The sequence below is a fragment of the Demequina sp. genome, from assembly GCF_047975725.1.
In the GTDB taxonomy this organism is placed as follows: domain Bacteria; phylum Actinomycetota; class Actinomycetes; order Actinomycetales; family Demequinaceae; genus Demequina.
In genome coordinates this window covers 1-20,963 of record NZ_JBKEED010000004.1, presented here as the reverse complement: position 1 = coordinate 20,963, position 20,963 = coordinate 1, and the positions used below count along the sequence as shown (strand labels likewise).

The 20,963-nt window shown below is 67.1% G+C and carries 21 protein-coding genes; 16 read left to right on the top strand and 5 right to left on the bottom strand.

The features are described from left to right. Positions 1 to 43 precede the first annotated feature (43 nt). Positions 44 to 964, bottom strand: coding sequence for an endonuclease domain-containing protein (locus tag ACK5NO_RS00795; protein WP_416810763.1), 921 nt, complete (start codon positions 962 to 964; stop codon positions 44 to 46). A gap of 370 nt (positions 965 to 1,334) precedes the next feature. Here ACK5NO_RS00795 and ACK5NO_RS00790 point away from each other — a divergent pair, with 370 nt between their 5' ends. The 4 genes from ACK5NO_RS00790 to ACK5NO_RS00775 all read left to right on the top strand — a co-directional run bounded on the left by ACK5NO_RS00790 (position 1,335) and on the right by ACK5NO_RS00775 (position 6,347). Continuing rightward, positions 1,335 to 1,919, top strand: coding sequence for a GNAT family N-acetyltransferase (locus ACK5NO_RS00790; RefSeq protein WP_416810762.1), 585 nt, complete (start codon positions 1,335 to 1,337; stop codon positions 1,917 to 1,919). An 85-nt stretch (positions 1,920 to 2,004) separates the two neighbouring features. Further along, positions 2,005 to 2,583 (top strand): TetR/AcrR family transcriptional regulator, encoded by a 579-nt coding sequence (locus ACK5NO_RS00785; RefSeq protein WP_416810761.1) that lies wholly within the window; start codon positions 2,005 to 2,007, stop codon positions 2,581 to 2,583. A 3-nt stretch (positions 2,584 to 2,586) separates the two neighbouring features. Beyond that, positions 2,587 to 4,317: an ABC transporter ATP-binding protein gene (locus ACK5NO_RS00780; protein WP_416810760.1), complete on the top strand. Its 1,731-nt coding sequence runs from the start codon at positions 2,587 to 2,589 to the stop codon at positions 4,315 to 4,317. Then, entirely contained in the window at positions 4,314 to 6,347 is a 2,034-nt protein-coding gene (locus ACK5NO_RS00775; RefSeq protein WP_416810759.1) for an ABC transporter ATP-binding protein, read from the top strand. Before ACK5NO_RS00780 ends, ACK5NO_RS00775 begins: the two co-directional genes overlap by 4 nt. A 117-nt stretch (positions 6,348 to 6,464) precedes the next feature. On the opposite strand, the gene ACK5NO_RS00770 is transcribed toward ACK5NO_RS00775, so the two are convergent. From ACK5NO_RS00770 to ACK5NO_RS00760, 3 genes are all read right to left on the bottom strand, one after another. Then, positions 6,465 to 7,439: a TIGR00341 family protein gene (locus ACK5NO_RS00770; protein WP_416810758.1), complete on the bottom strand. Its 975-nt coding sequence runs from the start codon at positions 7,437 to 7,439 to the stop codon at positions 6,465 to 6,467. 62 nt (positions 7,440 to 7,501) lie between these two features. After that, positions 7,502 to 7,861: an SHOCT domain-containing protein gene (locus ACK5NO_RS00765; protein WP_416810757.1), complete on the bottom strand. Its 360-nt coding sequence runs from the start codon at positions 7,859 to 7,861 to the stop codon at positions 7,502 to 7,504. Positions 7,862 to 7,863: 2 nt separating this feature from the next. Beyond that, positions 7,864 to 8,301 carry a DUF6325 family protein gene (locus tag ACK5NO_RS00760; RefSeq protein WP_416810756.1) on the bottom strand — a complete coding sequence of 146 codons (438 nt, stop codon included), beginning with the start codon at positions 8,299 to 8,301 and terminating at the stop codon, positions 7,864 to 7,866. Between the two features lie 356 nt (positions 8,302 to 8,657). On the opposite strand from ACK5NO_RS00760, the gene rho reads away from it, so the two are divergent. Next, positions 8,658 to 10,601 (top strand): transcription termination factor Rho, encoded by a 1,944-nt coding sequence (gene rho / locus ACK5NO_RS00755; RefSeq protein ID WP_416810755.1) that lies wholly within the window; start codon positions 8,658 to 8,660, stop codon positions 10,599 to 10,601. Between the two features lie 167 nt (positions 10,602 to 10,768). On the opposite strand, the gene ACK5NO_RS00750 is transcribed toward rho, so the two are convergent. Beyond that, the gene (locus ACK5NO_RS00750) at positions 10,769 to 11,692 is read right to left on the bottom strand and encodes an endonuclease domain-containing protein (protein ID WP_416810754.1); all 924 of its coding nucleotides are present in this window, start codon (positions 11,690 to 11,692) and stop codon (positions 10,769 to 10,771) included. A gap of 302 nt (positions 11,693 to 11,994) precedes the next feature. Here ACK5NO_RS00750 and rpmE point away from each other — a divergent pair, with 302 nt between their 5' ends. The 11 genes from rpmE to atpA all read left to right on the top strand — a co-directional run bounded on the left by rpmE (position 11,995) and on the right by atpA (position 20,919). Further along, positions 11,995 to 12,201, top strand: a complete 207-nt coding sequence (rpmE, locus tag ACK5NO_RS00745; RefSeq protein WP_416810753.1) for a 50S ribosomal protein L31 — start codon at positions 11,995 to 11,997, stop codon at positions 12,199 to 12,201. Positions 12,202 to 12,234: 33 nt separating this feature from the next. Further along, entirely contained in the window at positions 12,235 to 13,320 is a 1,086-nt protein-coding gene (gene prfA, locus ACK5NO_RS00740; RefSeq protein ID WP_416810752.1) for a peptide chain release factor 1, read from the top strand. Beyond that, positions 13,321 to 14,217, top strand: a complete 897-nt coding sequence (gene prmC / locus ACK5NO_RS00735; protein WP_416810751.1) for a peptide chain release factor N(5)-glutamine methyltransferase — start codon at positions 13,321 to 13,323, stop codon at positions 14,215 to 14,217. Positions 14,218 to 14,229: 12 nt separating this feature from the next. Then, on the top strand, positions 14,230 to 14,886 hold the full coding sequence (locus tag ACK5NO_RS00730; RefSeq protein ID WP_416810750.1) for an L-threonylcarbamoyladenylate synthase: 657 nt from the start codon (positions 14,230 to 14,232) through the stop codon (positions 14,884 to 14,886). After that, positions 14,883 to 16,166, top strand: coding sequence for an MraY family glycosyltransferase (locus tag ACK5NO_RS00725; RefSeq protein ID WP_416810749.1), 1,284 nt, complete (start codon positions 14,883 to 14,885; stop codon positions 16,164 to 16,166). The genes ACK5NO_RS00730 and ACK5NO_RS00725 overlap by 4 nt, the downstream gene beginning before the upstream one ends. Beyond that, entirely contained in the window at positions 16,166 to 16,588 is a 423-nt protein-coding gene (locus tag ACK5NO_RS00720; protein WP_416810748.1) for a hypothetical protein, read from the top strand. The genes ACK5NO_RS00725 and ACK5NO_RS00720 overlap by 1 nt, the downstream gene beginning before the upstream one ends. Before the next feature lie 143 nt (positions 16,589 to 16,731). Further along, entirely contained in the window at positions 16,732 to 17,571 is an 840-nt protein-coding gene (atpB, locus tag ACK5NO_RS00715; protein WP_416810747.1) for a F0F1 ATP synthase subunit A, read from the top strand. A gap of 59 nt (positions 17,572 to 17,630) precedes the next feature. Continuing rightward, the gene (gene atpE / locus ACK5NO_RS00710; RefSeq protein ID WP_416810746.1) at positions 17,631 to 17,858 is read left to right on the top strand and encodes an ATP synthase F0 subunit C; all 228 of its coding nucleotides are present in this window, start codon (positions 17,631 to 17,633) and stop codon (positions 17,856 to 17,858) included. A 3-nt stretch (positions 17,859 to 17,861) separates the two neighbouring features. Beyond that, complete coding sequence (locus tag ACK5NO_RS00705; RefSeq protein WP_416810745.1) at positions 17,862 to 18,431, top strand: F0F1 ATP synthase subunit B; 570 nt, start codon at positions 17,862 to 17,864, stop codon at positions 18,429 to 18,431. A gap of 5 nt (positions 18,432 to 18,436) precedes the next feature. Then, on the top strand, positions 18,437 to 19,249 hold the full coding sequence (locus tag ACK5NO_RS00700) for a F0F1 ATP synthase subunit delta (protein ID WP_416810744.1): 813 nt from the start codon (positions 18,437 to 18,439) through the stop codon (positions 19,247 to 19,249). A gap of 47 nt (positions 19,250 to 19,296) precedes the next feature. Continuing rightward, on the top strand, positions 19,297 to 20,919 hold the full coding sequence (gene atpA / locus ACK5NO_RS00695) for a F0F1 ATP synthase subunit alpha (protein WP_416810743.1): 1,623 nt from the start codon (positions 19,297 to 19,299) through the stop codon (positions 20,917 to 20,919). The last annotated feature ends 44 nt before the right edge of the window (positions 20,920 to 20,963 follow it).

Genomic DNA, 20,963 nt, shown 5'->3' with positions numbered 1-20,963 from the left:
CGTGCGGGGCCCGTTCCCGGTTCGCGTAGACCTCGCCCACATCTCAGGCCGCGGCGCGCCCTGCGCGTAGGTCAGGGCGTGTGCGTGCTGCCACGATGCGGCGAACCACGGCACGGCACCACTCCGGGCGGGTCTCGAGGTCCCGCGTCGAGAACCGGACGGTGGCGATGCCCTGCGTCATGAGGATCGCGTCGCGCGTGATGTCGTGTTGGCGTCCGCCAACGGTGGCGTGGGTGCCTCCATCAAGTTCGACCGCGGTGCGCGAGGCAGCGTCGTACATGTCGAGTTCGAAGGTCCGGCCGTCCGCTGTCACGCGGTGCTGGCGCAGGAACATGTCGAACTCCTGAGTGTGGAACACCTCCCGCAGGCCCAGGGTCTCGAGATAGCTCATCGACCCGGCGCGAATCGCCGCCACGAGTCGCTCGAATGCCCGCCGGGAGGCCATGCGCGCGAGCGTCGCGCAGGCGCGCGTGAGGTCGCGTGCGGTCGTCATGCGCCGCTGAACCGCGAGGTAGATAGGGTCGTCACGATCCTTCGGGGGGAGGGTGCCGTACGACGTCGCCAGCGCCCACGGCACGTCGACCGTCCTGAGGCCGTTGACGTCGTAGGCAGGCGGGATCGTGCCGATGCGGCGCAGTCGCAGCCATGGAGGGCACTCGCGATTGGTGCCCCACGGGGTGGCGACCACGATAACCTCAGGTGGCAGGCACAGTCCCCAGTTGGCGGTCGCCGCGACCCCGATCAGCGCCGCCTGAGGGTGTGCCCAGGCGAGGGCCGCGTGCGCGCGCACGGTGAACGATTGCGCGTGGAGGGTCGCCGCATAGAGGCCGGGCAACACGCGGGTGACCGCGCCGCCTCGCAGTGCACGCCGCAGCGCCGCTCTTGACCAGCGGCGGGTGATCTCGTGGATGTCGAAACTGCGCGCCTCGCGTTCCATCGCGGTGTGAAGGTGGTGAGCGTCCATAGGTCGTGTCTAGCCCTGTAAAGCAGTCGTTGGCAGGTTGCGGAGCCAATCTGTGGAGGGCCGATGCGCGCTCGCCCCCTGGGGATGGATGTGCCACGGGCCTTGGCGCGCCCTCACCTACGCGTAGCGCGCATGGGGCTGCGGAAAGTGGGCGAGGTCTACGCGAACCCCGTGGGGGAGGGGCAGCGCCGGGAGGGAGGGCGTGCGCAGGTGAGGCGGCGCTCTAGAGTGGTCGCACTGTCGTAGCGACGCGAGAAGGGGTGCCCGTGGCACATCGATGTGTGGTGGTCACGGCCCATGGCGACTCTCCCGCCTCCCGTGGCGACATCGCGCGCTTCACCGTGAACGCCGCCTGGGAAGGACCCGACGCATGATCATTCGCCCTGCTACTGCGGACGATTCGGCCGCCATTGCCAGCATCTGCCTGCTGACCGGAGCCGACGGCGGCGACGCGACCGGAAACTACGGCGACGACGTTGCGCTGAGCGACGTCTACGCGACGCCCTATCTGCACGGGCCCGGCGGTTTCGCGCTGGTGTGGGACGAGGGCCAGGGCGCTGTGGGGTATGTACTCGGGACGGACGACACGCGGGCATTCCAGGCCTGGTTCACCGGTGAGTGGTGGCCGTCGAGGCCCCACCGCGAGCAGGTGACGGAGGGTGACCGCTGGCTGCTTGCGTCGGCGAGTGATCCCGACCGGATGCTCATCGACGCGCTCGATGAATACCCGGCTCACCTGCACATCGACCTGTTGCCGCAGGCTCAGGGCAAGGGCGCCGGGCGTCAGCTCATCGAGGCGGCGTGCGCGCTTCTCGCGCAGCGTGGCAGCCCCGGCGTTCACCTTGTGGCCTCGAAATCGAACGCCGGCGCGCAGGCGTTCTATCCGCGGGTGGGGTTCTCACCCGCCGCCGATGACGGCAGTTCGGTGACCTTTGTGAGGGCGCTGCACGCGTAGCCACGGAGCAGGGCCGATGCGGTGGTGGGCATCCCACTCCGCCTCCAAGTTGCGGAGTGAGCACTCACTCACTTAGTCTGTCGTGGTGTCTAGCAAGCCCGGTCGAGCCCGTCCCATGGCGCCTGAGGCGCGCCGTGAGTCGATCCTCGACGCGGCGACGCCGCTCATCTTTGAGCACGGCTACGCCGTGACGACGCGGCAAATCGCTGACGCGGCGGGCATCGCAGAGGGCACGATTTTCAGGGCCTTTGAGGACAAGGATGCCTTGCTCGACGCGCTCGTGGAGCGGCTGCTCAGGCCCGAGCCGACGCTTGCCGCGCTCGAGACGATTGACCTTGGCCTTCCCCTTGAGGATCGCCTGGCCCAGATCGTCGAGATCTTGAGGGCGCGGGTGGCGGACGTGACTGCGCTCATGCGTGCGATTGGTCCTCGCCACCATGGGCGCCGCCCACACCGCGCGCCGCTGTCAGAGGTGACCGATAGCGTCACCCGCATCGTGGCCTCTGATGCTGAGCAGTTGCGAGTTCCCGTCGCGACAGCGGCGGAATATGTTCGCATCCTTGTGGTGGGGACATCGGTGCCGTTCCTCGCCGCTGGAGAGGCACCAGCAACGCGTGACCTTGTTGACTTCATTCTTCGCGGAATTGCCCAGGAAAGGGACTGACTGATGCTGTGGAAACTGCTCAAGAGTTCGGTCAAGCCGTACTGGGGGCTGCTGGCGCTCGTTGCGGTGTTTCAGTGCGGACAGGCGATCGCCAACCTGTACCTGCCCACGCTGAACGCCGACATCATCGACAAGGGTGTGGCGACCGGCGACATTCCCTACATCTGGCGCCTGGGTGGCTGGATGCTGCTGCTGTCGCTGTTCCAGGTGGTCTGCACCATCACGGCCGTCTACTTTGGGGCGCGGATCGCGATGGCGGTGGGCCGTGACCTGCGTGCGCAGATCTTCGGCCAGGTCGCGGAGTTCTCCGAGGCGGAGGTGCAGCGCTTTGGCGCTCCCTCGCTCATCACCCGCAGCACCAACGACGTGCAGCAGGTGCAGATGCTCGTGCTGATGACGTGCACCCTGCTGATCTCAACTCCCTTTACCGCCATCGGTGGCGTGATCCTCGCGCTTGAGCAGGATGTGGCCCTGTCGTGGATCATGGCCGTCGCTATCCCGCTGCTGCTCGTGATCGTCATGGTGATCGTGACCCGCATGGTGCCGCACTTCAGGCGCATGCAGACGCGCATCGACGGTGTGAACCGCGTGCTGCGCGAGCAGCTCACGGGCATCCGGGTGATCCGCGCCTTCGTGCGCGAGGACCGTGAGCAGGACCGCTTCGCGGATGCCAATGCTGCCGTGACGGAGTCCGCGATCGCGGCGGGCCGCCTGATGGCCTCGATGTTCCCCTTGGTGCTGCTCGTCGTGAACCTGGGTTCGGTGGCCGTCATGTGGTTCGGAGCGGACCGCATCAACGCCGGCGAGATGCAGGTGGGTGCGCTGACGGCCTTCCTGGCGTACCTGATCCAGATCCTCTTCTCCGTGCTGATGGCGACGTTCCTGTTCGTGCTCGTGCCACGTGCCGCCGTCGCGGCCGACCGCATCACCGAGGTGCTCGACACCCCCGCATCGGTGACCGATGCGGAAGGCGCCGTCGAGGTCCCCTCCACTGGCGACGTGGTCTTCGACAAGGTCACCTTCACGTATCCCGGTGCCGACGAGCCCGTCCTCGCCGACATTTCCTTCACGGCGACCCGCGGCACCACCACTGCGATCATCGGGTCGACGGGTGCGGGCAAGACCACGCTGGTCAATCTCATCCCCAGGCTGTACGACGCCACGGAGGGCTCCGTGCGCATCGGCGGGGTGGATGTGCGTGACGCCCAGCTGGAGTCGCTGTGGGCACGCGTCGGAGTGGTGCCCCAGCGGCCGTACCTGTTTGGCGGAACCGTGGCATCGAACCTGCGCTTCGGCGCGCAGGATGCCACGGATGAGGACCTGTGGTCCGCGCTCGCCATCGCGCAAGGCGAGGACTTTGTGCGGGCCATGCCCTCGGGACTCGACTCACCCATCGCTCAGGGCGGCACCACCGTTTCTGGCGGCCAGCGTCAGCGACTGTCGATCGCCCGCGCGCTCGCGGCGCACCCCGACATTTTGGTGTTCGACGACTCGTTCAGTGCCCTCGACACGGCGACCGATGCGCGCCTGCGCGCTGCGCTCGCGACCGACGTCAAGGACGCCACGGTGATCGTGGTCGCCCAGCGCGTCTCGAGCATCGTGGAAGCGGACCAGATTCTCGTGATGGAGCACGGGCGCATCGTCGACCGTGGCACGCACGATCAACTTCTTGAGACATCGCCGACCTACCAGGAGATCGTCAGTACCCAGCTCCGGGCGGAGGACGCAGCATGAGCGAGGAGACCACCGAGGAGCGCGAGGCTCCTGCCGCCCGTCAACAGCACCACGGTCCCGCGATCGGCGCGCCCATGGAGAAGGCTCAGGACTTCAAGGGCTCGTCGATGCGTCTGGCGCGCATGCTCAGCCCCGAGAAGGTGCTCGTGTGGATCGTCGTGGTCCTTGGTGTGGGCTCGGTGGCGCTGAGCGTCGTCGGACCCAAGATCCTGGGTAACGCGACCACCGTCATCTTCGAGGGCTTCATGGCAGGTAGCGGCGTCGATTTCCCGCGCCTGCACCAGATTCTGTGGACGGTTGCGGCCATCTATGTGGTGTCGTCCATCCTGGCTCTGGGCCAGGGCCTGATCCTCAATGGTGTGACCCAGCGCACCGTCTACCGGCTACGCCAAGACGTCGAGGACAAGATCCACCGCCTGCCCCTGAGCTACTTTGACCGCCACCAGCGCGGCGATCTGCTCAGCCGCGTCACCAACGACATCGACAACATCGCCCAGGTGCTGCAGCAGACCCTGAGCCAGTTGTTCACGTCGGTGCTGACGATCATCGGCATCCTCGTCATGATGCTGTCGATCTCGTGGGAGCTCGCGCTGATCGCGATCGTCTCCATCCCGCTCACGACCATCGTCGTGGCGCAGGTGGCCAAGCGCTCCCAGCCCAAGTTCGTGGCGCAGTGGAAGCACACCGGTGACCTGAACGCGCAGATCGAAGAGGGGTACACGGGTCACGCGCTCATCAAGGTGTTCGGCCGTCGTCGTCAGACCCGTGAGGAGTTCGACTCCAAGAACGGCGAGCTGTACGACGCGAGCTTCGGCGCCCAGTTCATCTCGGGCATCATCATGCCCAGCGCGCAGTTCATCGGAAACCTGGTCTACGTCGCGATCGCCGTCGTCGGCGGCATCATGGTCACCAACGGTCGCCTGAGCCTGGGCGACGTGCAGGCATTCATCCAGTACTCGCGTCAGTTCCAGCAGCCCATCAGCCAGCTCGGTTCGATGGCCAACCTGCTGCAGTCGGGCGTCGCGTCCGCCGAGCGGGTGTTCGACCTGCTCGACGCCGACGAGCAGGAGCCCGACCAGGAGCCCGCTGTGACCCCCGAGGACGACCACGGGCGCTTGGTGTTCGAGAACGTGTCGTTCCGCTACGTCGAGGACAAGCCGCTCATCGAGGACCTCAACCTCGAGGTCCGCCCCGGCCGCACGGTCGCGATCGTTGGCCCCACGGGCGCCGGCAAGACCACCCTGGTCAACCTCATCATGCGCTTCTACGAGCTCACGGGTGGGCGCATCACGCTCGACGGCGCGGACATCGCCAAGATGACCCGCCACGACCTGCGTTCGCGCACGGGCATGGTGCTCCAGGACACGTGGCTGTTCGGCGGGACTATCCGCGACAACATCGCGTACGGGCGTACCGACGCGACGGAGGAGCAGATCCTCGACGCCGCCAAGGCCGCCTATGTCGACCGGTTTGTGCACTCGCTGCCGGACGGCTACGACACGGTGCTCGACGACGACGCGTCGAACCTGTCCGCAGGCGAGCGGCAGCTGGTGACGATCGCGCGTGCCTTCGTCGCGCAGCCGCAGGTGCTGATCCTTGACGAGGCCACGAGCTCCGTCGACACCCGTACCGAACTGCTGGTGCAGCGGGCCATGGCGGAACTGCGCAAGGACCGCACGGCGTTCGTGATCGCGCACCGCCTGTCGACCATCCGGGACGCCGACCTCATCCTCGTGATGGAACACGGCACCATCGTCGAGCAGGGCAACCACCGCGAGTTGCTCGCGGCTAAGGGTGCGTACGCGCGTCTGTACGAGGCGCAGTTCGCGGCGGCCATTGAGGACCCCGACGCTCAGGCAGGGGATGGCTCGGGCAGCGACACCGCAGCGATCGACGTCAGTGCCCTCGACACGGCCGATGCGCGGGTGGCACCCGTGCCTCCGTCCACCGTGGCCGCGGGGATTGTCTCCGAGGGGATCCTCCCGCAGGAGTCCGTCGTCGAGGACGGGGACACAGACCCCCGCGCCTAGGAGCCGCCACCAGCTGACCACACGATGGCCGCCGCACCCTGGGGTGCGGCGGCCATCGTCATGGGGTGACCCTGGTTCCAGGTGCCGCGAGCGATCGAGGCAACCGACGCATCGGCTCTAGAAGTTGTCGCGCTCGCCGTTGACGTCGAACGTGTACGACGGGATGAACTCGAGCACGATGTGCTCGACGTCGAGCCCGGCGTCGTCCATCTCGGCGTACACCTGGTCGATGTCGGGCAGCGGGGGAGTGCCCTTGACCACGGCGTAGATCTTGTCGTCCTCGCGCGGGACCACCGACACCACGGCCCAGCGGGTGTCCTCGGTGAGATCGTCCAAGTAGTTCTGCACCGTGGCGATGCGGCCGCTGTCCGCGATGGCCTTAGCCGTCGTCCACGCGAGTGGCCCCGACACGAGCAAGACCATGGTCGCGGTGGTGAGGTAGACGCGCACGCGCCGACGCCGCTCGGCCTCCTTGTCCTCCACCTCGAGAAGCCTGAGTTTCGAATAGCCGTAGATCGCCATGACGATCGCACCGGTGGCGAGGATGGCGGCGACGTTCGTGACGAACAGCAGCAGCGCGCCCAGGGCTTGGGTCCACGCGCCCGACTCGAGCGTCAGTCCCACCACGCACAGCGGGGGAACCAGCGAGATCGCGATCGCCACTCCGGGCAGGGTGTCGGAGATGTCTGAGCGCACGAGCGCGATCGACCCCACGACTCCCGTGGCGAGCGCCGCGAACAGGTCGATGAGGCCGGGGGAGACGCGACCGGCGACCTGGGCGTTGCTCGCAGCGGTCATGGGCTGCACGAGCAGCAAGCCAAGGATGAATCCCACGGCAATGGCAGCAAGCGCGCCCGCACACATGATCAGGATGGAGCGCGTGAGCTGCTTGCGGTCGCCCAGGACGGTCGCGAGCATCGTGCCCTGGATGGGTCGCATGAGCGGCGCGACGATCATCGCGCCGATCACCGTCGCGGTGGAGTCTGCGGCGACACCCGCCGTCGCGATGGCGGCCGCGAGAATCAGCAGCAACCAGAACCTGGTGTGCTGGGAGCGGACGCGGTCTCCTTCAAAGAAGACCGCGTCCCTCATGTAGTCAACGCTGTTGAGCTTTCCCGACCAACGGGTGTCCCTGACCAGGGAGCCCAAGAGCGTCATCCGAGGAGCTTCGCCTTCGCTGCTGCGAACTCCGCGTCGCTGAGGATGCCAGCGTTCTTCATCTCTGCCAGCTTGGACAGTTGCGCCATCAGGTCGTCACCAGCGGCCGGGGCGGCGGCCACGGCGGGCGCCGCCTGCGAGGCAGCCAGCTGGGCCTGCATCGAGGCCAGCTGAGCCTGGTTCGCCTGCACCTGCTGGTACTGCTGCTGCTCGGCGTAGGCCTGGTCCTGGCGTGCGTCGTAGCGGGCGCGCTGACGGCGCGCGACCCCACCCGAGACAGCCGTGGCGGTACCTGAGATGACTGCCGTGCGCGCCATCGTGCCAATGAGGCCGGGGCGGCCAAACCTGGGGGCCATGACTACGCCACTTCCTCGGCCTGGACGGCGTCCAGAACCTCTTGAACCACGGGGCCGGGCACGCGGATCGAGTCAATGAACTCACCGCCGGCTGAGGTGATGGCGTCGCGCAACGGCCTGACCCAGGTGTGTTCGAACACCAGAATCGCCGCCGATGCGCCTACCTCCAGGCCCTCGGTCAACAGCTCGACGTCCTCGTCCGAGATCATCTCGAGCCCCGTGCCGATGAGCGCGCCCACGCGGGCGACATCCGAGTCGGCGTCGTCCTGAGCGAACTCAAGGGTGGTGGTCTCGTCCTCACTGACGCGCTGCACAAACACGCCGTCGGCGATGGAAATGACGCCCGCATCCACCAAGCGTTCGAGCTCGGGAATGATGTCGCCTTGGAACTTGCCTGAGTCGAAGCCGATCGTGACAACCTCGATGGGACCCAATGTCATGGTGCTCTCCACATCGTCGCTGGAATGGCCGCGCATGCCGCCACTTGGCAATCTAGGGCCGCGTGCCAGCAGCGGCAACTGGTGAATGCTCAGGTGTCGCTGCACACTGTTCACGGCAGTCCGAAAGGTGAGGGCGCATAGGCGCGTTCCAGGGACGATAGGGGTGCTGTTTGGGTGCCCGTGGGGTGCGGTGGTAGCCTGAATGAGCATCCCCCGAGTAGCAACCAGCACCGGCGGATTGCACATCCCTTGCTTTCAGACGTCTGCGGACGATGGCGTATCCGCATACCCGGATCAGCAGGGATTGCTCGCACCCACAGGAGCCAGCCTGGCTCGTGCGAAGAAAAGGACAATCAGTGACAGACACCACAGTGGCCGCAGCGGATAACAGCGCGGCCCTCAGCGCCATGAAGCTCCCTCAGTTGCAGGCACTCGCCTCCGAGCTTGGAGTCTCCGGCGTCAAGAAAATGCGTAAGGGCGACCTCGTGGAAGCCATCAAGAACGGCGGCGTCGTGCCGGCGAAGAAGGAGGCCGCCGAGGCTCCTGCCGCCGAGGCTCCCGCTGCCAAGGCCGCTGGCGCTAAGGCCGCTGGCGCTAAGGCCGCTGCCGCCAAGACCCCGGCCGCCGACGCCGATGCGGCCGATGCGCCCGCCACCGGGCAGCAGCGCTCGCGTTCGCGCCGCGCCACCTCCGGCCAGGGCCCCGTTCAGGCGGCTGCTGGCGACGCAGGCTCGAAGGATGAGGCCTCCGGTGCCGGTGCTGCCAGCGCCGACGCCGAGCAGGACCGCCCCGCTCGCGAGGGACGCCAGTCCCGCGATGACCGTGACGAGCGCGCGCGGCGCGCAGCCGAGGCCGTGCAGTCCGCCGGTCGCGGCGAGCGTTCGGAGCGCTCTGAGCGTTCGGAGCGTTCGGAGGGGGAGCGCCAGGACCGCGGCAACCGTCAGGACCGTAGCGAGCGCCAGGACCGCAGCGCCGAGCGTGGCGAGCGCCAGGGTCGTCAGGACGGCAACAACGACGCTCAGAACGATGACGAGGACGGCAACGGCCGCCGCCGTCGTGGCCGTGGACGTGGCCGCAACCGTGGCCGTGAGCGCGATGGCGTCGAACTGCAGCCGCAGGCCCGCCAGGACGAGGACGAGGCCCGCGATGACGAGGAGCTGACCCCGGTCGGCGGCATCGTCGACCTGCTTGACAACTACGCGTTCATCCGCACCACCGGCTACCAGTCGGGCAAGTCGGACGTGTACGTGTCCATGAACCAGGTCCGCAAGTACGGCCTGCGCAAGGGCGACGCGATCACCGGTTCGGTGCGCCCGCCCCGCCCCGGCGAGCGCGGACAGCGTCAGAAGTTCAACGCTCTGGCCACCATCGACACCGTCAACGGCATGAGCCCGGACGATGCGCGCACGCGCAAGGAATTCTCCGACCTCACGCCGCTGTACCCGCAGGAGCGCCTGCACCTCGAGACCGACTCGCGCAACCTCACCAACCGCGTGATCGACATCGTCGCGCCCATTGGTAAGGGCCAGCGTGGTCTGATCGTCTCGCCGCCCAAGGCCGGTAAGACCCTCGTGATGCAGTCCATCGCGAACGCGATCACCACCAATAACCCTGAGGTTCACCTCATGGTCGTGCTGGTCGACGAGCGCCCCGAGGAGGTCACCGACTTCCAGCGCTCGGTCAAGGGTGAGGTCATCGCCTCGACCTTCGACCGTCCCGCGACGGACCACACGCAGGTGGCCGAGCTCGCGATCGAGCGCGCCAAGCGCCTGGTCGAGCTCGGACAGGACGTCGTGGTGCTGCTCGACGGCATCACCCGCCTGGGTCGCGCTTACAACCTGGCCGCTCCCGCATCGGGCCGTATCCTCTCGGGCGGTGTGGACAGCTCCGCGCTGTACCCGCCCAAGAAGTTCTTTGGCGCGGCGCGCAATATCGAGAACGGCGGCTCGCTGACCATCCTCGCGACCGCGCTGGTCGAGACCGGTTCCAAGATGGACGAGGTCATCTTCGAGGAGTTCAAGGGCACCGGCAACATGGAGCTGCGCTTGTCGCGTCAGCTCGCCGACCGCCGCATCTTCCCCGCCGTGGACGTCAACTCGTCCGGCACGCGGCGTGAAGAGATCCTCGTGTCGACCGAGGAGCTCAAGGTCATGTGGAAGCTGCGTCGCGTGCTGACCGCGCTCGAGCCGCAGGCCGCGACTGAACTGCTGCTGGGCAAGCTCAAGGAGAACCGCACCAACGCGGAGTTCCTCATGCAGGTCGCCAAGACCACTCCCAGCCACGACGACGACTCCAAGTAGGAGCTGACCCGCAGGGCCCCGGACCGCTTCCCAGCGGACCGGGGCCCTGCGGCGTTCCCGCCCGAGCCAGCCAGCGCATCGGCCCTGTGCCTTGCTCTCTGCGCCCTGCGCCCTGCGCCCTGCTCGCTAGTGGGACATGAGTGTCAGAATCTGCCCAAATGTGACGCTCATGTCCCACCAGGACGCGCGAGCCGCCCGGCCACGGTCGTCAGCACCCGTTCCCGACACCACGCAGGGCGACGAGTGACGTCGTCCCACCCGAACCTCAGCACCACGTAGCCGGCGGCCGCGAGGTCCGTCTGGCGCTGCCGGTCCGCATCGCGGGCGTTTCGCGTCGCGTGGTAGGCGTCGCCGTCGAGTTCCACGGCGACCATGGTGCGCCGGTGGAGCATGTCGAGCATCGGCCGACGCACGGGCAACGTCACCGGCACCTGCCACTCGAACTCACGGAACCGCGCATCGGCGAAGGTCTCGTGCTGGGCGCGCACCTCAAGCGGCGTGGTCGCGCCCGTATCGAACCAAACCAGCATGCGCTCGAGGTCGCGCCGGCCAGCCACGCGCGGCGCACGCCGGAGTTCACCCCGCAGTTGCCGCCACGTACACACCCGGGCCCACAGTGCCTCCCACAACAGGTTCTGCCGCGCATGCGTCGGCGCATACCGCCATGCGTCGAGGAGCGCCCTTTCCGGAGCCGCGCACGACACCCCTTGCGCGACACTCATCGCGTGCGAGCCATGACTTTGGACGCATACCACCCAAGGAGGGACACGGGGTCGGTGGCCGCCGGGGACCAGCAGGTGCGATCGCAGCGGGGGTGCGAGCGATGGCGCGAACAAGTGCAGCGCGAGCTCGCCGGTGACGAGGCCTCGCGGGTGCCACAGATTGAGGGCTTCACCTCGGACGGACGGCAACTGCGTGTGGACACTCGCCGCGTAGACGCCCGGAAGGATGCGCTGCGCGCTTCCGTCGAGCATGGCGGTCTCGAGGGCCTGGCGGCTCCAGCCTCGCAGCAGTTCGTTGCGTGTGAAGGCGTGCTGATTCTCCGTCAGGAACTCGGCCAAAGCTCGGTCCGTGGAGATGAGGCGAGGCATGATCCGCATGTCGGCATCCGACCACCGGCATGGCATCCGCGGAAGGCCCGGTCGCCTATCTGTGGACAACATAGCCCCCCTCGTGGGACATGAGTGTCAGAATTCGCCGGATTCTGACACTCATGTCCCACCAGCGCGCTGGGGTGGGCTGGGCCGGGGGAGCACCAGGCACAGGGCCGATGCGCGGGCTGGGCCACGATTCGGCCTGCCCTTGACAGGCATGGCAGAATGGATCGCTGGCCATCCGGTTCACCGCGCGCAAAATCTGCTCGACGGACCCGGAGGCACCTTAAAGGGAGATCATGAAGAAGGACATCCACCCCGAGTACGTGGTTACCACGGCCACGTGCACCTGCGGAAACACGTTCGAGACCAAGTCGACCGTGACCTCCGGCGCCATCAGCGCCGAGGTGTGCTCGGCCTGCCACCCGTTCTACACGGGCAAGCAGAAGATCATGGACACCGGTGGCCGTGTCGCGCGCTTCGAGAAGCGCTACGGCAAGAAGTAACCGGACGCCCGATACTTCGCATTCGACGACGACGTGGCCGAAGCCTTCGCTGCCGTCCAGCCGCTGCTGGACGAGTACGCCGACATTGAACGCCAGCTTGCCGACCCCAGCGTCCACGCGGACGCGACGAGGTCGCGACAGTTGGGCCGTCGGTTCGCGGAGCTCGGCCGCGTCGTCGCCGCGCATCGGGCCTGGGAGGCCGCGCAGGATGACCTGAGCGCCGCCCAGGAGATGGCCGATGCGGATCCCGAGTTCGCGGACGAGGTGCCGGCTCTTGAGCAGGCAGCAGCCGACGCCACCGAGGCGTTGCGCCGCATTCTCATCCCGCGTGACCCGGATGACACTCGCGACGTGATCCTCGAGATCAAGTCGGGCGAGGGTGGCGAGGAGTCAGCGTTGTTCGCGGGCGACTTGCTCAAGATGTACCTCAAGTTCGCGGAGTCCAAGGGCTGGAAGGCCGAGGTTCTCGAGGCGACGGCCACCGACATGGGTGGCTACAAGGACATCTCGGTCGCGATCAAGGCCAAGGGCGCTGTCGAGCCCGAGGACGGCGTGTGGGCCCACCTCAAGTACGAGGGCGGCGTGCACCGCGTCCAGCGAGTGCCGGCGACCGAGTCGCAGGGCCGCATTCACACCTCCGCAGCGGGCGTGCTCGTGTACCCCGAGGCAGAGGAAGTCGAGGATGTCGAGCTCGACATGAACGACGTCCGCGTTGACGTGTACCGCTCGTCGGGCCCCGGTGGACAGTCGGTCAACACCACGGATTCTGCCGTTCGCCTCACCCACCTGCCCACGGGCATTGTGGTGAGCTGCCAGAACGAAAAGAGCCAGCTCCAGAACAAGGAGTCGGCCATGCGCATTCTGCGCGCCCGCCTGCTCGCCGCCCAGAAGGAGGCAGCGGAGGCCGAGGCGCAGGACATGCGCAAGTCGCAGGTGCGCACCGTGGACCGCTCGGAGCGCATCCGCACCTACAACTTCCCCGAGAACCGGATCGCTGACCACCGCACGGGGTACAAGGCGTACAATCTGGACCACGTCCTTGGCGGTGACCTGGGACCCGTGGTGCAGTCTGCGATCGACGCTGACGAGGCCGCCCGACTTGAAAGCCATGAGGCCTGATTGCCATCCGTCGGTGTACGACTTCGAGACATCACCAGGCGGCTAAGCGAGGCGGGAGTTCCCTCCCCTGAAGCCGATGCCGTTGCGCTCATGGCGCACACGTTCGGCTGGGAGCCCTCCGAGGTTCGCACCGCCGCAGCCCGCGACGACCACTGGCCCGAGCATCCGCTTGACCTGGATCTGCTTGAGGCGCGCGTGGGCAGGCGCATGGAGCGCGAGCCGCTCCAGCACATCACCGGCAAGGCCTACTTCCGCGGCCTCGAATTGCAGGTAGGCGACGGCGTGTTCATTCCGCGCCCCGAGAGCGAGATGGTGGCGCAGTTCGCCATCGACGCCGCGCGAGCGGCCACGCCGGGCAAGGATGGTCGCGTGCGCGTGACCGACCTGTGCGCGGGGTCCGGAGCGATCGGGCTGTCGATCGCCGCGGAGGTCGACAACGCCGACGTGACGCTCGTGGAGCAAAGCATGGGTGCACAGGTGTACTTGCGCCTCAATGCCCGCGGGCTGCCTGCCGAGGTGCGGCCGCGCGTGCGCACGGTGGTGGGCGACGCGCGGCGCTGCCTGCACCTGTTCGAGGGCTGCGCCGATGTCGTGGTGACCAACCCGCCCTACATTCCTCCGGACGGCGTCCCGCGCGACCCAGAGGTGCGCGACTTCGACCCGCCAGAGGCGCTGTATGGCCTGGGTAAGGATGGCCTCGAGATCCCCAAGGCCATCATTGACGAGGCTGCGCGCCTGCTGAGGGTGGGTGGCACGCTCATCATGGAGCACGGCGACGAGCAAGGTCCCGCCTTGCGAGCCTTTGTCGAGCGCTCCGAGTTCTGGGCGGACGCCCGCACCGAGCAGGACCTCAACGGGCGCGATCGCATGCTGATCGTGACCCGCGTGGGCGTCTGACACACTGTCTACGTGATCCTGCCGTGCACCGACCCCTTGACCTGGGGCCCTAGCCTCGATGCTGCCGTGGACGCGGTGGGGCGCGGCGCGGTGGTCGTGCTGCCGACCGACACGGTCTACGGCGTGGGCGCCGATGCATTCAACGCCAACGCCGTTGCGGCCGTGCTCGCCGCGAAGGGCAGGGGCCGGCAGATGCCGCCGCCCGTGCTCATTCCCGACCTGCGCACAGTCGACGGTCTCGCGCGTGACGTCCCCGCCAGCGCGCGTGCCTTGATGGAGGCGCTGTGGCCCGGGGCGCTCACGGTCATCGTGCACGCCCAGCCGTCGCTCGCGTGGGACTTGGGCGACACTCATGGCACCGTCGCGCTGCGCATGCCCGATCACGAGGCCGCGCTCGCGTTGCTGCGGCGCACCGGGCCCCTGGCCGTGACGAGCGCGAACCGGACGGGGGAACCCGCGGCGACCACCGCATCGGCCGCCCAGGAACAGCTGGGCGAGGCCGTCGCGGTCTACCTTGACGGCGGCGACAGCCCGTTGGGCACGGCCTCGACCATCGTTGACGCGACTGACCCGGCCGCGTTGCGCATCGTTCGCGACGGGGGAGTGAGCCGCGAACGACTGATCGAGATCGCCGGGGCGGAGGCGTTCGCCGAAGGGCCCACAGGGTGAAGGTCTATCTGACCCTGCTGGTCGTGTCGGCGATCGTGGCCTACGTCGCGACTCCCGCGATGCGCCATCTGGCATTTCGCGTGGGCGCGGTGACGGCCGTGCGCGACCGCGACGTCCACAAGCTGCCCACGGCTCGCTTGGGCGGCGTCGCGATCTTCCTCGGCATCGCCGCGGGAATCCTCATCGCGCAGAACATTCCGTTCCTGCAACCCGTCTATGAGGCCTCCGGCGCGGTCTGGGGCGTACTCGCAGGCGCCGCGATCGTGTGCGCGCTGGGCATGGCCGACGACATCTGGGACCTCGACTGGATGGCCAAGCTCGCGGGCCAGGTGCTCGCCGCGCTGGTGATGGCGTGGAGCGGTGTCCAACTCGTGACGGTGCCCATCGCGGGCCTGACCATCGGCAGTTCGTATCTATCGCTCGCCGCCACCGTGATCATTGTGGTGGTCGCGATGAACGCTGTGAACTTTGTCGACGGGCTCGACGGCCTCGCGGCGGGCATGGTCGCGATTGGCGGCTCGGCCTTCCTGACGTACACGTACGTGCTCGCACGCTCCGCCTCGCCCGGGGACTATTCGTCGCTTGCGACGCTCATCCTCGCTGTGCTCGTGGGTGGCTCCATCGGCTTCTTGCCACACAACCTGCACCCCGCACGTCTCTTTATGGGGGACACGGGATCGATGGTGCTGGGGCTCATGATCGCCGCCGCGGCCATCGTCGTGACCGGCCAGATCGACCCCACGGTAGTGTCCGAGCGCGAACGCATCCCGGCCTTTATCCCCATCGTGTTGCCTCTGATGGTCGTGGCGATTCCGCTGCTGGACATGACGCTTGCGGTCATCCGTCGCACGCTCAAGGGCCAAAGCCCGTTCCTTCCGGACGCCCACCACCTGCATCACGTGCTGCTGCGGTCGGGGCATTCCCACCGGTGGGCCGTGAGCGTCCTGTACATGTGGACTGCCGTGCTGTCCTTCGGCACGGTGTCGCTCGTGTTCTTGCCCGCTCGCCAGTCCGCAGTGCTCCTCAGTGTGGGGATCATCACGGCGCTCCTGGTGACGTTCTCGCCCGCCCTGCGCACGCGCCTGTCCCGAGGGTGGCGCGCCGCCGGTGACCGCGCGAGGCCGCTCCAGCGCCTCACTCCCGAGGGACATCAGCAGGCCCGCCACAGCGCCGATGCGTCAGGTGACACCGCGCAGGAGGCACCTGACGCTGCCCAGCCAGCAGGCGCATCGGCCGTACCGAACGCCTCCCACCCGACCGTCACCCCCGAGGAGAAGTAGTGAGCGCCGAGTCCGCCACCTACCGCAAGGCCACCCGCTACACGCTGATCGCTGTGATCGCGCTCGCCCTGATCGCGATTCCCGTAGGCCTCATGGTCGGGGGAGGAGCAGGCCTGTTCGCCGCAGAGATCGGCGTCGCGGTGACCGCGCTGTCGGGCCTCACCACACAGGTAGCGATGGTCATGGGTCACGACCGTGAACCGCACATGATGGCGGCGATCGTGGGTGGCTCGTGGCTGGTAAAGATGTTCATCATCGTCATCGCGATGATCGTGCTGCAGGACATCGACGGATTCCCCAAGGGCCTGTTCGCTGGCTTCTTGCTCGTGGGCGTCGTGACCACCCTGGTGATCGACCTGTGGGTCATCCGCAAGGCGCGCATTCCGTACGTCGAGCCGCGCGCGGACGATGCGCAGAAATAACGCACCTAGGACGTTCGTCATGGGCCCATGGATACGTTAGGATTCTGGGGCATCACGGTACCTGCGCGGCCGGCCCCCGTGGCCCGCGCCAGCTTCTACCCCCTGGAGAGACTTCTGTGGCGAATCTAGCCCTGGGTGCGGCCATGTCGGCCACGTCTGAACTCGCAGCTGACAGCGGCGAGTCCACCGGCTTCTTCGGGTGGCTTTTCGGATCTGACGGCTTCCACGCTCCTTCGGTGAGCGAGTTCTACCCGCCTGCCCTGCTGTTTGAAGGCACCATCTTCGAGTTCAACCGCATCGAGCTCGCGCGAGTGATCGCCGCGACCGTGTTGATCTTGCTCGTCTGGCTCGCGGTGCGCCGCGCCAAGCTCGTTCCCGGCCGTGGCCAGGGCGTGCTCGAGCTGATCGTCGACTTTGTGCGCCTGCAGATCGTCGAGCAGGTGATGAGCAAGGAAAACGCCAAGCGTTTTGTGCCCTTCCTCACCACGCTGTTCCTGGCGATCCTCGCGTTCAACATCACGGGCGTCATCCCGTTGATCAACATCGCTGGTACATCGTTGATTGGCTTGCCGATCATCATGGCCATTTGGGTGTTTGTGCTGTACCTCGGCGTCGGCATCAAGCAGCACGGCCTGGGCGGCTATCTCAAGCTCAGCCTGTTCCCGGCCGGCGTGCCCAAGGGCATCTACGTGCTGCTGACCCCCATCGAGTTCCTGCAGGTGTTCTTCCTGCGGCCCTTCACGCTCGCGCTGCGACTGGTCGGCAACATGATCGCCGGTCACCTGCTGCTCGTGCTGTGCTTCGCGGCCACCCAGTTCTTCTTCTTCGAGGCTGCCGGGTTCATGAAGTCCATGGGCGCCGTCACACTCGCTGCAGGCTTCGCCTTCACGCTGTTCGAGATCTTCGTGGCAGCACTGCAGGCTTACGTGTTCGTCATGCTGTCGTCCGTGTACATCAACATGGCGATCGAGGAAGAGCACTAATACTCACCTAGAGACGTGCGGCGCCGCGGTGGCGTCCGCATCCAACGGAAGGAAACACAGTGGACATCACCACTCTCGCCGCGCTGGAAGGCAACATCGCCACCATCGGCTACGGCATTGCGACCCTCGGCCCCGGCATCGGCCTGGGCATCCTGATCGGCAAGACCGTTGAGGGAATGTCGCGTCAGCCCGAGGTTGCTGGCCAGCTGCGCGCCACCATGTTCATTGGTGTGGCGTTCGTCGAAGTGCTCGCGCTCCTGGGCCTGGTCACGGGCTTCCTCTTCTAAATCATGACCCTTCTCAACCAGTTGGTCGTCGTGGCCGAGGAGAGTGGGGAGACCCCCAACCCTCTGATCCCGGCCCCGTACGACATCCTGTGGTCGGCGGTCATCTTCCTGGTCATCGTCGCGGTGTTCATGAAGGTGCTGCTGCCCAAGTTGCAGGCGGTGCTGGACGAGCGGGCCGAACTGATCGAGGGCGGACTCCAGAAGGCCGAGCTGGCTCAGGCCGAGGCAGCCGCAGCTCTCGAGGAGTACACCGCCCAGCTGACCGCCGCACGCGCGGAGGCGGCACGCATCCGTGAGGACGCGCGTTCGCAGGCAGGCCAGATCGTCGCCGAGACCCGCGAGTCCGCGGCCGGAGACGCTCAGCGCCTTGTCGAGACCGCACAGAAGCAGATCGACGCCGAGCGCCAGCAGGCGATCGTCTCGCTGCGGACCGAGGTCGGGGCCCTGGCCACCGAGCTCGCCTCCCGCATCGTGGGCGAGTCGCTCAAGGACGACGCCCGCCAGCAGCGGATCATCGACGCCTTCCTCGACGACCTCGAGGCCCAGGTGTCACCCACGAAGGCGAAGGGATAGAGCCGATGCGCGGAACCAGCCAGGCATCGCGCGATGCCGCGATGCGTGAGTTCGACCTGGTGGCTACGGCCGCCAGCGAGGACGGCATCGTCATCGCCGAGCACCTGTTCGCCGTGGTCGACGCCTTGGACGCGTCAGGTTCGCTCCGGCGTGCCCTGACGGACCCGGCGCGACCTGGGACGGACAAGGCCTCGCTGGTCAAGCAGTTGTTCGGTTCGCTCGATCCTCGTGCGGTGGACGCGGTCATCGCGTTCTCGTCTTCCCGATGGTCGGACGAGGCGGACCTCGCTGAGTCGATCGATGACGCAGGCGAGCTCGCCCTGTTCGCCCACGCGGACAAGGCCGGAACGCTCGCTGCGGTCGAGGAGGAGCTGTTCCGCGTCGAGCGGGTGCTGACCTCCGAGCGTGCACTGCTGGTGGCGCTGAGCAACCGCTCGGCCACCAAGGAGCAGCGCCTGTCGCTGTTCGAGGACACGTTCGGTGGCAAGCTGCACCCCACGACCCACGCGCTGCTGACGCGCGTGGTGGGAATGCCGCGCGGCAGCCGACTGATCCCCGCGATCAACGCGCTGCTTGAGGTGGCTGCCGCTCGTCGCGACAAGTCCGTCGCGAACGTGACGGCGGCAGTCGAGCTCACGGCCGCCCAGCGCACCCGCTTGGGTTCCATCCTGCGCGAGGCCTACGGCCGCGACATGCAGATCAACGTTGCCGTGGACCCCGAGGTCCTCGGCGGCATCCGAGTTCAGGTCGGCTCCGAGGTAGTGGACGGCACCGTCCTCGGCAGGCTCGACGAGGCACGACGACGACTCGTCGGCTAGCAAAGACGACTAACCGCTTTCGCGGCAGTGACAGGAGAGTAAGAGACATGGCTGACCTGACGATCAGTCCCGAGGCATTCCGGGACGCGCTCGACAGCTACGTGAAGTCGTACGAGCCCACCGGCGTCGTGCGCGAAGAGGTGGGCCGCGTGGTCCTCGCCGGCGACGGCATCGCGCAGGTCGAAGGCCTTCCGGGCTGCATGGCGAACGAGCTGCTGCGCTTTGAAGATGGCACCCTGGGCCTGGCCCTGAACCTCGACGTGCGCGAGATCGGTGTCGTGGTGCTCGGTGAGTTCACCGGCATCGAGGAGGGCCAGCAGGTCCAGCGCACCGGCGAGGTCCTCTCCGTCGCCGTGGGTGACGGCTACCTTGGTCGCGTTGTTGACCCGCTGGGTAACCCGATCGACGGCCTGGGCGACATCGCCACCGAGGCGCGCCGTGCCCTCGAGTTGCAGGCACCCGGCGTCATGGACCGCAAGTCGGTCCACGAGCCCCTGCAGACCGGCCTCAAATCGATCGACGCGATGATCCCGATCGGTCGTGGCCAGCGCCAGCTGATCATCGGTGACCGCCAGACCGGTAAGACCGCGATCGCGATCGACACGATCATCAACCAGAAGGCCAACTGGGAGACCGGCGACCCCACCAAGCAGGTGCGCTGCATCTACGTGGCCATCGGCCAGAAGGGCTCGACCATCGCCTCGGTGCGTGGCGCGCTCGAAGAGGCCGGCGCGCTGGAGTACACGACCATCGTGGCCGCTCCCGCATCGGACCCCGCAGGCTTCAAGTACCTCGCCCCCTACACCGGTTCGGCCATCGGCCAGCACTGGATGTACGACGGCAAGCACGTCCTCATCATCTTCGACGACCTGTCGAAGCAGGCCGAGGCCTATCGCGCTGTGTCGCTGCTGCTCCGCCGCCCGCCGGGGCGCGAAGCCTACCCGGGCGATGTGTTCTACCTGCACTCCCGCCTGCTCGAGCGCTGCGCCAAGCTGAGCGATGAGCTCGGCGCCGGCTCGATGACCGGTCTGCCGATCATCGAGACCAAGGCGAACGACGTCTCGGCGTACATTCCGACCAACGTGATCTCGATCACCGATGGCCAGATCTTCCTCCAGTCGGATCTCTTCAACGCGAACCAGCGCCCCGCAGTCGACGTGGGTATCTCGGTTTCTCGCGTGGGCGGCGACGCCCAGGTGAAGTCGATCAAGAAGGTCTCCGGTACCTTGAAGCTCGAACTCGCGCAGTACCGTGCGCTCGAGGCATTCGCGATGTTCGCATCTGACCTCGACGCCGCCAGCCGCAAGCAGCTCGAGCGCGGTGCCCGCCTCACCGAACTGCTCAAGCAGCCGCAGTACACGCCGTACCCGGTGGAAGAGCAGACCGTGTCGATCTGGGCCGGTACTCAGGGCTACCTCGACGAGGTTCCTGTGGAAGACATCCTCCGGTTCGAGCGCGAGTTCCTCGATTACATCGGCCGCAACTCGGAAGCTCTGAACACGCTCCGCGAGACCAACGTGCTTGACGACGACACCGTCGCCTCGCTCGTCTCGCAGATCGAGAAGTTCAAGTCGGAGTTCCGCACCTCCGCTGGCAAGAGCCTGAGCGAGCAGTTCGAGGCACTTGACGAGGCAGACATCAAGCAGGAGCAGCTGGTCGTCAGCAAGTAGTTCGAGTTCGGGTGGGGACGCTCGTCCCCACCCACTCGGCCACT